Here is a 14,100-nt window from a genome sequence, read left to right on the forward strand (position 1 = left end):
CCTCCCCGGTACTCCGCGGGGAGGGCTTTCCGAACTACAATATATACTAGATTACAAATCGAAAGAGGCTGATAACAGAAATGTGCGAGCTTCGTTGGTTGCCGCACGCGAACGGACGTAAAATACGTCGGTTGCGTTGTCGATGTTGAGGCCGAAAGTAACGGGTTGGTCACCGATCATAGTTGGGTATCGTGCAAACAAGTTAACTTCGGTGTAACCGTCTTCCGTTACAAAGCGGTTGGCGATATTACCGAATTGCTGGATAGGGCCATCTGCGTGAACCACACCACCACCGAAGCGGAGCCCTTCCATGGGTCCATCTTCAACCGTATAGTTTGTGAATAGTGAGAATCGGTGTGGTGTCGCACCTTCCAGGCGGAGGCCGGTTGCTACATCGCCTACTACTACTGCATCGATCCAGCTATAGGAGGCTACAATGTTCCAGTTTTCCGTTGGATTGTAGAACATTTCCAGCTCGATGCCTTCACTTTCGTCAGAGGTCACGGATTGATCGGACATAAAAGTGACTGGATTGAAGTCCCGTCGAACAACGTTGTCTTTTTGAATGTTGAATGCCGCAATAGATCCACTGAGTCTCCCGTCAGCCAGGTCAATGAATTTGAATCCGACTTCAATGGCATCACTGGTTTGCGCGCCAATAAGTTCACCTGTATCAGGGTTTGATCCACTTTGTGGTTCGAATGCATCAGCCATATTGGCAAAGAAGCTTACCGTTTCATTTATGCGATAGACACCGCCTAATTGAAAGTTCGTGTCACTGCCTTCGAGTGAAGCGTTTGGAAGACCTCCCAGTAAGGTGGATCTTTGGTCGAACTCAGTACGACGAATACCTGCCAGGATATTGAGGCGGTCTTCCATGAAATACATATTGTCTGTAGCATAGAAGGTATCGATGTCCGTATAGGTGCGGTCATTGTTGTTGGTACGAATACCAAAGGCTCTCAATTCTGCAGGGCTAGGCACATCGTCTTCCCAGATTTTCACACCGTTGAGAATATCATCTTGGTATAGAAATTGGCGGAATACTTTGCCGGTTCTTGCCTGGATATCTTCAAGGATTGCCTGTTCGTTCGCTCTAGCTCCACGTAAGCGGTAGCTGCCTTCTCCTCCTGCTGTTGTTTCGGCTTTGCGATAACCAATTAGAAGCTGGTGTCTCACCGCTCCGGTTTCGAAATCGATGATGTCATTGATCGTATGAACTTCGTCGCTGGATCTGCTTTGGTTTATGGTGTTATTGGCGTCAGATATCTTATTGCCTGGGTCAGCAGAATTCGGACTGAAGGTATTGAATTCACGGAAACTAACAACCTGGTGTGTATCGTGGAAGGTATATGTGTATTGTAGGTTGTGTGTTTCACTGAATGAGTGGCGAAGGCCCATTGTGAGGAAGTTGTTATCGGAATCGAAAATATTCCCAGGTGTGGACGTTACGTATTCTTCAGGAATGAAAGAGTTGTTGTAGCGAGTGTTCGATTCATTGACTCCATCTACGTTGTCATCGGTGTCTCCGTCTCCATTCAAGTCGGTAGGGGTTCTTTCAAATGACCAGGTAGCCCGTTGAGTAGGAAATCCTTTCTGATGGTTATCTCCGAACATGAATGAACCTTGGGTTTTATCGGTAAAGTCGTAAGTGCCTGATACTCCGAGGAAATTGGTTTCTTGGCCATCCACCCAGCGCCAACCATCGTGGTCTTTGTATTCAGTAAGAACACGCAAACCTAATTTGTCGTTCATTGCACGGATCGTGTAATCCAGTTTCACTCCTACACGACTGTTACTACCCGCACTTAAGGTAATGTAACCACCAGCTTCTGCTTTCGGCTTTTTGGTGATGACATTAATGAGTCCTCCTGGATCCGATTGGCCATACAAAGTATTGGGACCTTTTACTACCTCTATCCGGTCGATGAGGTGGGGAGGAATGTAAAGTCCACCGGTAACACCATCAACCAACAGGTTCCGGTTACGGAAACCGCGGATGGAAAATGAAGATGGGCGAGTGGCGCCTAAATTGTTCCGCGTCGTTTGTGTAATGGATGTATTGTAATCCAAAGCCTCGGTGAAATCACCGATCAAGCTATCTTCGAGAAATTCCGAAGTGATAACGTTGATCGACATAGGCACGTTCATCAGCGATGTCCGCATACCTGTGCCGGAGATGGTTACCGTGGATGCATAACCGCCTTCTTCTTCTTCAACAGAGAATGGGTTAAGTTGATATATATCGTCCTCTTGGGCGAAGCCGGAAACCCAGCTGAGCGCTAGGGTGCTGGCACCAAGGCACAGCAGTTTATAGTAGTTTTTCATCATGTTCGTTTAGTTTAAGTGAGAAGATTCTGAGATTTGATAGTCTGGGATGAGACAAGCTGGAGGATAATCCAACTTGGGGGCTTGACTAATGGTATACTATGGTAGGTAGCTGGTCTGATGAGGTAAATCAGTCAACTACTTAAACAGTTAAGTTTCCTTAAATGCTGGGAAATATATGAGAAATAAAGAGGCGTCCGAGGTATTTAATGTAGGTTTTGGTGTTTGAAGTAGAATTTTTGAATGGTCCCAATGTGGGGCTTACATTTGCCATTAATTTCCTTGATATGGAGGGATCTGGCGTAATCAGGTGCTGGATACGCTTTGCTCTAAGCGCTCAAAAGAGTGGGAAGCTTAAATGTTTAAATAAGCCCAAACGCGTAAAAAGTAAAAGGTTCTCCTAGGGCTTGGTAGCTGACGGTACTCATTATATACTCCTCAGTGTTCTGCTTTGAATAAATACAATTTACTTATTATCACCCCCGACCAATTGCGCTCAGACTACCTGAGTAGCTTTGGTCATCCATCTATTGGAACTTCGCACATCGACCGATTAGCCAGCGAAGGTGTCCAATTTGATAACTGTTATTGTCAGTCACCTTTATGTGCCCCTAGTCGGGTCAGTTTTGCTACTAGTACCTATGTAGGAGAGCATGGTTGTCGTAACTATTGGTCGACGATTGAGCCACACGTGCCAAATCTCGTTTCGACGCTTAAAGGTGAAGGATATACGACCGGTATGTTCGGTAAGAACCATTTGTTTACTTATGACAAATTGGGTGAAATTTGGGATACCTGTAGCGAAGTGTGTCTGGGGAACTATGACAATCACCCAGACTACAAGCAGGCTTTCAGTTCTTTCGAGTTAGATCAGAATCATGAATACAATGTTACCGGTCGTCTGACAGACGAAGCGATCGAGTTTATGGGCGAAGTGGATAAGCCATTTATAAGTTGGATCAACTATCAGGATCCACACCCTGCATTTACCTGTCCCACGCTTTACAAGAATATGTTCGATCCGGCTGATATCGAATTGCCGGAGTCGTTTCTCAATTTCGATAAAGAAGGACAACCTCAGCGAAACGAAGTGTGGCGCAGACACTCGCAAATGGAAGATTGTAGTGAGGACGATATGCGCCAAGCGATTGCTACCTACATGGGGCAGATTCGCTATGTGGATGACTGCGTGGGGAAGTTGACTGAGTTTTTAGAGACGAAAGGCTTGGCCGATAACACGGTGGTCATGTTCTTTTCCGATCATGGGGAGTTGCTTGGTGACTTTGGAATGACTCACAAGCTGCCCGCCTTCTACGATTGCCTGACAAAGATTCCAGTTATCATACGCCACCCTGATGGTCGGTGGGCTGGTTCCCGCTTCGATGGGCTTGCAGAAGAAGTAGACTTAGTGCCTACGCTTTTAGAAATGCTTGGAGTGGAGGCACCACCTACGATGGTGGGTCAATCCTGGGTGGAGGCGTTTAACGCAGGAAACACGAATGGAAAAGAGTCCATTCTTTCTGAGGCAGGGGGTGGGGCACCTACCGTCAAAGAGCCGATTCCTGGGCATGTGATCAAAGCGCCTCAAATTCCAACCAGCTTCGGTCCAGGCGCCATGATTCGAAAAGGTGACTGGAAACTGAGCATCTATCACGATGATCAATGCGAGTTATATGATCTATCTGAGGATCCTGATGAACTGAATAATTTGTATGGAGTTGACGAATACGCAGCTATCCAGAACGAATTAACCTTGGATCTGATGAAGCGTCTTCTTGGAGTGAAAGTGCGCGATGTCGGGCTGGAATGGCCTACAGAGAAGTACCCGATCGATGTTCGTTTTGAAGCGCTTCAGAAAAGGCATTTGGATCCATCAAATATTACGGGTTTGAAATCATCTTCCAGTGATATTTCTGTGTCCAAGAAATCAGGTTAATCTGATGACTCCTATCTACTCTATCATGAACCGTATTCTTCTTCTTTTTTCTTCCTTCTTAATAGTGCTCGCTATGAGCAGTGGCTGTCAAAAACAGGTAGAGCAGCAAGAGGAGGATTTATACGTTATGCCTGAACGTATGGAGGAATGGAATGACTGGCGGTTTGGAATGTTTATTCACTGGGGCGCCTGGTCTCAAACCGAGATTGGTTACATCTGGAAGATGGTTAATGAGGAGCCTCGCGAGATTGGCGAAACTCGTTTCGATCTCTACAAGACCTTTAATCCAAGCGAGTTTGATCCTAAGAAGTGGGCACGTGCTGCCAAAGAGGCTGGTATGAAATACGTGGTCTTTGTGACCAAGCATCATGATGGCTTTAATAACTACGACACACAGTTATCGGATTTAAAAAGTACCAATCCCGAGGTGCCTTACAGCTCCGACCCGAAGGCCGACCTTACCAAGGCAGTAGTGGATGCCTTTCGCGCAGAAGGATTGGCTATTGGTTTGTATTACTCTCATATAGATTGGTATCATGAGGACGCCCGTTATTTTTCACGTGACTATTGGGACTTTGATCCAAGCCGTATTGATTCGGACCCAGAATCCTGGAAGCGCTACGTAGACTTTGAAAGAGGTCAAATCGAGGAGCTACTGACCAACTATGGTAAGATCGATATGCTCTGGTTCGATATTTCCTGGCCGTTTGCAGAAGGGGGTGAGTTTTCGCATCCACAGGTGGAGAAAGATGTGGAAGATCTCTTGCGTCTAATGAAGAAGCTACAACCGGACCTCATTTTTAATGATCGAGGAACCGGAAAGTATGGTGGCTTTTACACGCCTGAGCAGCAGGTGCCCGTTGCGGGGCTGCCGGGGAATTGGGAATCCAACATTACTATAACCAACAACCGTGGCTATTGGTACAAGGGTGAAAACGTCAGTGCCAAATCGAATAAAGAGCTTATTCGCATGCTGGTCGATATTGCGTCTAAGGGCGGCAACTTTTTGATGAATGTGGGGCCTCGTCCCGACGGTGAGCTGTCGCAAACGGAGTACGATGCCCTGGCGCGGGTCGGGGAGTGGATGTCAGTGAGCGGCGTGAGTATTTACGGTACTCGGAAAGGACAATTCCTTCAATTGGAGTGGGGAAAATCTACCACCAACGGTTCGACCATTTATCTGCACGTTTATGATTGGCCGGCGGATGGTCAGTTGAGAGTACCTGGTCTTTTAAACGAAGTCTCCAGATCCTATCTACTCGCAGATTCTAGCAAAACGCCACTTTCGGTAACTGCGGATGGGAAAGACAAATTGATCACGCTGCCAAGCAGTCCTTCTGATCCCGTGGCGTCAGTGGTAGTTGTTGAAATAGATGGAGAGCCGGAAATAGATAATATATATCGGCAGCTGGCAAACGAACCAGTCGAGCTGGGCACCTACTTTGCTAATTTGCACAGCAATACTGCGAGCTACAATTTTGGTTGGGCTACTCGTAAAGGAAACTTCCTTCAGGATATCAAAAGCACTGCCGACAGGATTAGCTGGGAGGTCAGAATAAAAACTCCAGGTAGCTATCGGCTGGATTTGAAATACGCAACTCAGACTGACCAGGCAGGTAGCGAGCTTTTCGTCGATGTCGCAGGCCAGACACTCCAACATAAGGTCGTTGGGACAGCCGATTGGACGGGCAATATTTTACAGGTGCAACGTCAGGAAATGGATGAAGGGGAGAGGCATAATAACCTGTGGCTGTTCAAGGATTTTGAGCTAGGTGAAATCAAGTTTGAGACCGCCGGGACCTACACGCTTGTTATCAACCTGAGTCCATTGCTGCCGATTGCCTTATGTTCCTGAAGTCTGCTACCTTGACGCCGGTTCGCTAGCCATCACATGCTGGCAATTCTCTTCTGCTATCCCAAAGGCCTATGAAAATCCATATTATCGATTTCCTGATTATCCTCTTGTACTTTATCGGGATCATCTCGCTTGGTTTGTGGATATCGCGAAGGCAGGCTAAAGGGGGTAGGGAATTCTTCCTGGCTAATAATTCGATGAAGTGGCCTTTCATTGGTGCCTCCTTATTCGCTACCAATATTTCCAGTCAGCAATTTGTTGGGCAAGCTGGTTTGGCCTTTTCTGTCGGGATCATTGCCGGTGGTTTTCAGATTGTTGGGGCGACCTGTTTTATCTTTCTTTCCGTCTTTTTCATACGCACCTACATGGGGCTGCGTTTGTCAACTTCGCCCGAGTTTTTTGAGAAACGTTACAGTGGCCGTTGCCGAACCATTGTTTCGTTCATGAACCTGATGATGATTATTCTGGGTAACATTGCTGCCGCTTTATATGCGGGCGCATTGGTGCTAACGAATCTTCTCGGGTGGGATACGGGCGAACATGCAGAGAAGCTTTATTGGTTGTCCATTTTCTTAATTGGGATTGCTGCAGGAACTTACACCTTAATGGGAGGGCTTAAGGCCGTCATCTATTGCGATTTTGTTCAAACAGCAGTCCTTGTTTCGGGAGGAGCTTTCCTTTTGATTTTCGGAATTAATGCGATCGGTGGCTGGGATACGTTGGTAGCAGCCATCGACGGAGATGGCCGACCCATGTGGTCTTTGTACCGGCCTTGGGATCACGACTTTGGTTGGTTACCGATGCTTACCGGTGGATTGATTTTAGGAGTGCACGGCCACTGCACAGATCATGACTACATTCAGAGAGCTTTATCCGCAGGTAGTCTTTATCATGCGAAGATGGGTGCGCTGTTTGCAGGGATTCTGAAGACCCTGGCGCTATTTGTAATTGCTGCTCCGGGAGTCGTGGCGGCTCAATACTTTCAAGGTCAAAATACCGGAGTCATCGACAATGCTTATGTGAGCCTGCTTACGAGTGTGATGCCGATTGGTTTTCTTGGACTTTGCTTAGCGGGTTTACTCGCTGCGATCATGTCCAGTGTTGATTCTGGGCTTTGTGCCTGTGGCTCTCTCTTGGCCTACGACTTTTTTGCCAAGATCAAGAAAAATGCGACTGAACAGGAGCTGTTAAAGAAAGGGCGAATCATCATGATCGTTCTGTTGATCGCCTGTATGTTTATCGCGCCCTATATTCGTAATTTCAAAGGGCTCTTTAATTACCTGTTGGCGGTCTGGGCCTTTCTGGCTCCGGGGGTGTTCGTTACCGTGCTCTTTGGGTTGTTTTATAAAAAATCTACTGAGAAGGCTGCCTTCTATACTTTGGTGCTTGGTTGTGTTCTAGGCTTCGCTGCTTTCTGCGTTCTAAGTCTGCCAGGTCTTGAAGGAGTAAAGAATAGCCTGCCTGCCTTTTATCAGAACAAGCTCAATCTCTCTCCTGTAATCACAGCACTCTGTGCATTGACCATGTATTTGGTTAGCAATTACGGCGGAAGAACCGAGCAAGACTATACCAACTTACTTCAAGTGAAGAACCTGTCCGAAGACTTAACCATGAGCGATGAGGAGACAAAAAAATACCGTCGCTTCATGGTTGTGCTGATCGGCTTTCTTCTAGTCGTAATTGCCTGCTTCTCGCCGCTGTTTTTTTAGGAATGGGATGAAGTTTTAATCGTAGGGCTCGATGCTTGCATCGATGCCTGTCTTGGTCGTTTGGATGTCTTCGAGGGATTTTTCTTTCTTAGGTAGGGCGGGATCGCCGAGCCCGCCGTTGGTGAAAGAGCTTCGGACGGCTCGGCGATCCGTCCCTACCCAAAACCTATATTGTATAGAACACGCTCATTGAGTTGTTCGGATCAAAGATTCGGAAAAGATGTGTATAAGGTCCTAGCAAGATGCCTGTGCTACTTTAACAATTAAGTAATTTAGTTGTTTCAGCTTGTACTATCTTCACACTGCTGGAGAACATTACGAACTACTCTGTGAAGAACTCTCCCCAAAGAGTGCGACTAAAGGATATTGCGGAAAAGGCTGATTTGAGCGTCGCCGCAGTTTCCATGGCACTGAAAAACCACCGGTCTCTGCCCACCGACACGATCGACAGAGTAAAGGCTTTGGCCGATGAAATGGGCTATGCGCCCGACCCTGCTTTATCTGCTCTGGCCGCCCATAGGAGTCGCTTGCGTGTCACAAAAGACTTTTCGGTGATTGGCTTGGTATCGAACTGGTCAAGCGAAGATGGCTGGAGTCAATTGCCCAGTGCTCAGGAGGTCATAGAAGGTGCCAAGGCTCGTGCTCTTGAGTTGGGCTTCACCATCCATCATATGTGGTCGAAGTCTGAAAATCTCTCTCCTTCTCGATTTGATCAGATACTTCAGGCCCGTGGAATTCGTGGTCTTATCTTGGCCCCCTTTGAAGATCCGGAAGATCGCCTTGAATTTGATTGGAATCAGTACTCGGTGGTGACTGTCGAGAAGCCCTTTAACTATACGCACTTTCACCATATTATTCAGAATCATTACTCCGACCTATTGTTGGCCTGGCAAAAGATTCGTGAGAGAGGGTATCAGCGAATTGGGCTTGTTGTGCGCGAAGATTTATCAAATCGATGGGGGCATCAGTGGGAGTCTGCTCACAGCTTGGCCCAGTTTTCCGCCAATACGCGGGAAGAGACCATTCCTACGCTGCAATTGAAAGGAACCGAGAAAGATGAACACACGAATATGGTGAAGTCCTGGCTTCAGCTTTTTAAACCTGAAGCAGTGATCAGTCGCTGCGATTGTTTCTTTGAAGCTACAACTGATCTAGGCCTTAAAATTCCAGATGATATAGGGTACGTCAGTCTGAATGTCACGGATGATGTCGAAGGCGTTTCAGGGATTCATCAACATCGAGATTTGATGGGTGCAACGGCGGTCGATGTTTTAAATAGTCTGCTCCAGCGAAATTTCCGAGGAGAACACGAAGTGTCTGTGGGCACTCAAGTGGATGGTTCCTGGAAAGATGGAAATACGTTACTCCATCAATTTTCGATTCAATCAGATCATGCGACTAGCTAAGACCACTTCTTCGATTATAGGTTTTATTCTGGTTTGTCATTGGCAGCTAGCCAGCGCTTACGAGCCCATCAAGGCAGACAAGGGCCTACTACTCTTTGAGGATGACTTCTCCAGATCCGAACTGGGACACGGGTGGACCAGCCATCCTAATTCGTTTTTTATAGAGGGGTCGGCCATGAGAGCCACGCAGCTGAAGGATGCCGGACATGGTGCAGTTACCCGTGCGATATTCGATTTTAAGGACGTTTGGATTTCTTTTGATTTCAAATACGCAGGAGGGGAGCGCTTTAATTTTGTGGTCGATGATAAAAATGACAAAAGCGTGCATGCGGGTCACATTTGTAGGCTGACTCTGAACAAGGGCCGAGTGATTGTGCAGGATGATAAAACGGGGACCATGAACCTGAAGATCCGAAGTCAACGGTTGGCAGGTGATTCCTCTCCAGAATTAGAAAAGCTACTGGAGACCAAGCACTCCGAGATCGACTTCGAGTTCAAAGATGAGCAGTGGTATCACATGGATGTGCTGATTAAGGGTGATCGCATGGAAGTCCATTTGGACGGGAAATTCCTGCTTGGGCACCAGTCTGAAGGCTTCGCTCATCCCACTAAAACTCAGTTTGGTTTCACTGTGACCGGGCAGTCCATTTACTACGACAATGTCGTAGCCTGGAGCCTGAAATAGGATTCAGCTAGTTTTCCAAATTTTCGGTCCTATAAGTTTCCCGGAATCCCTAAAAAAAACTCTCGAAAGAGGCCTTGACAGCTTCCGAAAGCTTTACAGAACTAGTCGGCTTACTAGTGCATCCCTAGCTCAATTGGATAGAGCACCTGACTACGGATCAGGAGGTTGCAGGTTCGACTCCTGCGGGGTGTGCCATTTTATGTCCTGAAACCCCTTTGAAATGGGGATTTTTTGTTTTTTGGCTTATCCCGCATAAAATCCGCATAAACAGCCCCTAAAGAATCTACCCCTATTCACTGCGGTTTATCATCCGGAAACCAGGTGTTCATTCCTGTATCACAGCAGCCGTCAAACAAACACGCTTCAGCCTGCTCATTACTCACGTATCCACGGTCGTCCTTTACCCGATCGACGATCGATTCGACGATGCCGTCCAGGGCGATCTTGTTGACCCCTCGGACCTCGTCTTCTTGGACGGCTAGCATCCTCGATACATGGCTAGGTTTCCGGAGACGGTTACCTCCATCGGGGATCGTAGCCCCTCGAGCACTTCACTTTCTTCGTTGTCCATTCACTACCTCTACCAATCAACCTGCTGCCAATTCAATTTTAAAGAAAGTCCATCGAAGCAAAAAAATAAATTGCAGAATTACACATCCGACATAAATATCAGACTTGAGCTGCATAAGCTCCTAACTCTTGCTCTGCCAACGCTTTCGTCTCTTCAAACTTTTCAGCCCAACCCGAGAATGAAACCGAACAAACGACAATAGCCGCGAGGCAACTTACAAATCGGGAGGCAGTGGAAAACATAGCGCGGATCATATCTTCTTTTGACATCACAGCTACGCCCCATTAAGCTCTCTTTTCACCTATGAGATTATTCTCCTTCATCCTACTCCTTCTCAGTCTCTCGCAAGCGGTCTTCTCCCATTCGGGCCGCACCGATTCAAAAGGGGGACATTGGGATCGGAAGGCAGGAACGTATCACTACCACAATCAGGGAACCACGCCAAGAACCTCTGTTCCCAACTCCCCTAAAGCGTATTCAGAAAGCTTTTACCAAGAGCTATATGCCAAAAAGCTAGGAGGCAGGACTGAAGTGACTATGCCTGATGGCACTCGCTGCGACATCCTAACGGACACACACGCCATTGAAGTGGACTTTGCGGACAAATGGGCAGAGGCCATTGGACAGAGTCTTAATTACGCTATGCAGACAGGCAAGAAGGCTGGCATTGTTCTGGTGCTTAAAGACAAGGGTGATGAGAAGCACTTGGAGAGACTCAGGAAGATGGCAAGACACTACTCAATGGACATTGAGATTTTTCCGCATAGAGCATTCTAAACTGGCTTTACAGGATTAAGATAACTCTTGCTGTTTCTTTCGGCCCTATGTAGAATAGTTTATCAAATTCATATAGCTAATGTTAACCTGAAAGTATGGAAACTGAGAAAAGAAATCTAAATAAAGTTAAGCTGTACGTGGCGGCATACACTCTTCTACCGTTCGGGACATTTCTTCTGTACGCAAGACTGGCACAGAAACCTTTAGATGTGGTTCTACCAATCATCCTCGCTTTTGGAGCTGCAGTAATAATTTGGTCATTTGCAGCGTTTTTTTTGATAAAATGGCTCAAATTAGATCTTTACTTCAAAGTTTCAAATGTAGTTTTCAAAAATGTTAGTCTAGCTATCCTGACCCTTCTAGCTCTTGTTTTCTTTTTCATTTTTAATTCTTACTCTGAGTCAGGTCAGATGGCGGATGATTTTCCCGAGACTAGCGATACCCAATTATCCGGAATTAAGCAAGTTGCCGCCGCTGGAGCGCTGTCTGTAGGGCTTTTTTCTTGGTATGCTATTGTATCCTTAACAACACTACTAATAGATTATTTTAAAAAACTATATAAAGTCACTAGTAACAAACTTCCGGAAGTTCAAAAATATGCAAAGGATCAATATGATCAATCCAGCCTTCCTCTTAAGAAGAAACTAACGAGAGAAAAGCTACTCGCTGAGTTAGCGGATCTTGGTGAGGTTGAGCCAGAAAAACGTGCGTTCACAAAAGCCGATTATCAGTCCAAGAAAAAAGACATCGATGAAATTGCTGATTTGGAGCGTGAGCTTAAGATCAAAAAGCTTGAGAAAGAGCTCCGTGAACTTAAAGATGATTCACCACCCAGCTGATAAGACAGTGTTATGGTGGTTATTGGCTTGTTGGCCGAATTGTTTGGTGAATGGGATAAAAAGGAGATGCGAGGACGTGGGGGAACCCAAAGACCCCCAAGCTCAAAGAACAAAATGCCGTGGGACTGATAGCCATTAGCCCACCATTTGTCCCATCCGTTCTCGCACCTTAGCTAGCGTCTTCTCATAGTCTTCTTGGCTAACAACATTCCTAGTGAACGTTGTCTCTTTCCTCCGCTCCTCAATTCGGTGAGCTTGTTGCCAGCTCTTCTCTTTTGCCGTCGATACGTAATACACATCGCGGAAGTTGGGCTTCAATTTTCCGCTCTCCATACGCTCCCTGACATCCTCAATGATGTCCTCCTCAAGGCTGTGCAAATTAAGGAATAGCTCCTTGGAAAGCCTCGCCCCAACTTCGGCCCATTTACCCAAATGATCAGCGTACTCCATCAAGGTTTTCTTGATGGTTTTGTGGCAGATTTTGTGTCGCTTTACCATTTGGCTCTGACTCACGCCTAGACAAAACAGGTAGAGGATTAACCCAACCTTCTCAGGGTTCATCCTGCTCAAACTCTTAACACGCTCCTCCTGCTTCTTGCTCGCGTACTCATGCACCGCATCAGCGATACTCTCCTTCAACCCTGTGGCTTCCAATATCAAGGTACCATTATAGCACATGAACGCCGTGATTGCCCTTGGAAACCCATCCCCTAGGGCAGAAAATTAATCTTCTATGAGGAGGCTTCAGATGGTAATTCTTCTGAATGAACATTGATCTAAAAAGTGTCTTCTTCGGAGCTTTGCTCGGAGGAGTTTTTGTTGCCGCAGTTTTATCTCTTATGGCTCCCAAATCTGATGGTAATCAGGCTTATGGTGTCAAACAGGGAGTTATTCTCAAAGGAGGACCGTATTTTAATGAGCAGGAGCAAGTCCTCAATGCATTTGTTGAAGCCTTTGTGGAAGGAAATGCGGAAGACTGTTCAGAATTATATAGTGAAGATACAATTTATATGATTCCAGAAACTCCTGTTTTAGAAGGAAGAGATGCCGTCTTTGAGAGTTATAAAGAATTTTTTAATAACAGAGAATACGAGATTATAGAGATGAAGGAGCCTGTATCAGAAGTTATTAATTTTGGAGACTGGGCTGTGATTAGAGGTACTGGAATGGATAAAATCAGATCAACAGACGGAAAAGAGTCTGAGAAGACTTACAAATGGATGATACTTAGTCAGAAGCAAGGTGATGGATCATGGAAAATGAAATGGGACATTTTTAATTATGACGCTAATTATTAGTTGTTGTAGATTTGAAAGAGTGAGTAGCTATCCCATTTTTTGACATCCAAACTGTAGAGTCTTGGAAGCATGATGGTAGTGTTTCTGGTGGAGATTGGGAGCTAAATGGCAATTGGCATCAAAGGCACTAAGTAATACCGACAAATAGAGGGGAGCGGCCCCTCCTAAAGAACCGTCCCTCACATGCATTCATTATGCTGCCTAAGGTTCACCCTCCCAGCATATTTGGGTGCTTCTTAATAATTTCCCCCAGTATCTGTACAGACTGTTCCATCTGCTCTTCCGTGAGTTCCTCCTTCAGTTTTGTCAATATTTGCTCCGCACCTTCAATGTGTTTTGCAAAAGCTACTATGGCCCAAACTCGGGCAGCAACTCTGTCTTTCTCTATCCCCTCGCCGTTAAAGTGCATTTGTGATAAATAGAAAGCAGAACTACCGTCTCCTTCCCTTGCGGCTAGGTTGAACCAAAGAACTGCTTGCACACTGTCTTTCTCCGCCCCCCAGCCATCTCGGTAAATAGTACCCATCGCCCACATTGAATCAACGTGGCCTGCCTGAGCTGCCTCTCTAAATAAAGCTACTCTCTCCTCTGATGGCGGCTGATCCTTTTCTTCAGCCAAACAAAAATTAAGTAGCAGGCAACTAACCAGTGATAAAACTAAGGGCTTAGGAAGCATACCAGCTTTTGACATAATGG

At 46.2% G+C, this 14,100-nt stretch carries 12 protein-coding genes and 1 tRNA gene; 9 read left to right on the forward strand and 4 right to left on the reverse strand.

Annotated elements, in window-relative coordinates:
* Positions 1-51 precede the first annotated feature (51 nt).
* Complete coding sequence (locus GA003_05520) at positions 52-2,331, reverse strand: TonB-dependent receptor (GenBank protein ID QXD29431.1); 2,280 nt, start codon at positions 2,329-2,331, stop codon at positions 52-54.
* Between the two features lie 448 nt (positions 2,332-2,779).
* Between GA003_05520 and GA003_05525 the strand changes: the two genes are divergently transcribed.
* The 6 genes from GA003_05525 to GA003_05550 all read left to right on the forward strand — a co-directional run bounded on the left by GA003_05525 (position 2,780) and on the right by GA003_05550 (position 10,114).
* On the forward strand, positions 2,780-4,264 hold the full coding sequence (locus GA003_05525) for a sulfatase-like hydrolase/transferase (protein ID QXD29432.1): 1,485 nt from the start codon (positions 2,780-2,782) through the stop codon (positions 4,262-4,264).
* Between the two features lie 4 nt (positions 4,265-4,268).
* The gene (locus GA003_05530; protein QXD29433.1) at positions 4,269-6,119 is read left to right on the forward strand and encodes an alpha-L-fucosidase; all 1,851 of its coding nucleotides are present in this window, start codon (positions 4,269-4,271) and stop codon (positions 6,117-6,119) included.
* Positions 6,120-6,190: 71 nt separating this feature from the next.
* Entirely contained in the window at positions 6,191-7,828 is a 1,638-nt protein-coding gene (locus GA003_05535; GenBank protein ID QXD29434.1) for a sodium/solute symporter, read from the forward strand.
* Between the two features lie 329 nt (positions 7,829-8,157).
* Positions 8,158-9,234, forward strand: a complete 1,077-nt coding sequence (locus tag GA003_05540) for a LacI family transcriptional regulator (protein ID QXD29435.1) — start codon at positions 8,158-8,160, stop codon at positions 9,232-9,234.
* Positions 9,221-9,919 (forward strand): DUF1080 domain-containing protein, encoded by a 699-nt coding sequence (locus GA003_05545; protein ID QXD29436.1) that lies wholly within the window; start codon positions 9,221-9,223, stop codon positions 9,917-9,919. Before GA003_05540 ends, GA003_05545 begins: the two co-directional genes overlap by 14 nt.
* Before the next feature lie 118 nt (positions 9,920-10,037).
* Positions 10,038-10,114, forward strand: a tRNA-Arg gene (locus tag GA003_05550).
* Between the two features lie 98 nt (positions 10,115-10,212).
* Here GA003_05550 and GA003_05555 read toward each other — a convergent pair.
* Positions 10,213-10,404, reverse strand: coding sequence for a hypothetical protein (locus GA003_05555; protein ID QXD29437.1), 192 nt, complete (start codon positions 10,402-10,404; stop codon positions 10,213-10,215).
* A gap of 389 nt (positions 10,405-10,793) precedes the next feature.
* Here GA003_05555 and GA003_05560 point away from each other — a divergent pair, with 389 nt between their 5' ends.
* Both GA003_05560 and GA003_05565 read left to right on the forward strand, forming a co-directional pair.
* Positions 10,794-11,267 carry a YHYH domain-containing protein gene (locus GA003_05560; protein QXD29438.1) on the forward strand — a complete coding sequence of 158 codons (474 nt, stop codon included), beginning with the start codon at positions 10,794-10,796 and terminating at the stop codon, positions 11,265-11,267.
* A 95-nt stretch (positions 11,268-11,362) separates the two neighbouring features.
* On the forward strand, positions 11,363-12,106 hold the full coding sequence (locus GA003_05565) for a hypothetical protein (protein QXD29439.1): 744 nt from the start codon (positions 11,363-11,365) through the stop codon (positions 12,104-12,106).
* Positions 12,107-12,241: 135 nt separating this feature from the next.
* On the opposite strand, the gene GA003_05570 is transcribed toward GA003_05565, so the two are convergent.
* Positions 12,242-12,784: a hypothetical protein gene (locus tag GA003_05570; GenBank protein ID QXD29440.1), complete on the reverse strand. Its 543-nt coding sequence runs from the start codon at positions 12,782-12,784 to the stop codon at positions 12,242-12,244.
* Positions 12,785-12,870: 86 nt separating this feature from the next.
* On the opposite strand from GA003_05570, the gene GA003_05575 reads away from it, so the two are divergent.
* The gene (locus GA003_05575) at positions 12,871-13,404 is read left to right on the forward strand and encodes a DUF4440 domain-containing protein (protein ID QXD29441.1); all 534 of its coding nucleotides are present in this window, start codon (positions 12,871-12,873) and stop codon (positions 13,402-13,404) included.
* A 208-nt stretch (positions 13,405-13,612) separates the two neighbouring features.
* Here the strand turns inward: GA003_05575 and GA003_05580 are convergent, their stop codons facing one another.
* Positions 13,613-14,095, reverse strand: a complete 483-nt coding sequence (locus GA003_05580; protein ID QXD29442.1) for a sel1 repeat family protein — start codon at positions 14,093-14,095, stop codon at positions 13,613-13,615.
* Positions 14,096-14,100 lie beyond the last annotated feature (5 nt).

The sequence above is a fragment of the Opitutia bacterium ISCC 52 genome (genome assembly GCA_014529675.2).
Taxonomy (GTDB): domain Bacteria; phylum Verrucomicrobiota; class Verrucomicrobiia; order Opitutales; family UBA2995; genus UBA2995.

Coding starts and splice junctions, on each gene's coding strand:
- GA003_05580 (QXD29442.1), bottom strand. CDS start 14,095: ATGTCAAAAGCTGGTATGCTTCCTAAGCCCTTAGTTTTATCACTGGTT.
- GA003_05565 (QXD29439.1), top strand. CDS start 11,363: ATGGAAACTGAGAAAAGAAATCTAAATAAAGTTAAGCTGTACGTGGCG.
- GA003_05545 (QXD29436.1), top strand. CDS start 9,221: ATGCGACTAGCTAAGACCACTTCTTCGATTATAGGTTTTATTCTGGTT.
- GA003_05570 (QXD29440.1), bottom strand. CDS start 12,784: ATGTGCTATAATGGTACCTTGATATTGGAAGCCACAGGGTTGAAGGAG.
- GA003_05520 (QXD29431.1), bottom strand. CDS start 2,331: ATGATGAAAAACTACTATAAACTGCTGTGCCTTGGTGCCAGCACCCTA.
- GA003_05555 (QXD29437.1), bottom strand. CDS start 10,404: ATGCTAGCCGTCCAAGAAGACGAGGTCCGAGGGGTCAACAAGATCGCC.
- GA003_05560 (QXD29438.1), top strand. CDS start 10,794: ATGAGATTATTCTCCTTCATCCTACTCCTTCTCAGTCTCTCGCAAGCG.
- GA003_05575 (QXD29441.1), top strand. CDS start 12,871: ATGAACATTGATCTAAAAAGTGTCTTCTTCGGAGCTTTGCTCGGAGGA.
- GA003_05530 (QXD29433.1), top strand. CDS start 4,269: ATGACTCCTATCTACTCTATCATGAACCGTATTCTTCTTCTTTTTTCT.
- GA003_05535 (QXD29434.1), top strand. CDS start 6,191: ATGAAAATCCATATTATCGATTTCCTGATTATCCTCTTGTACTTTATC.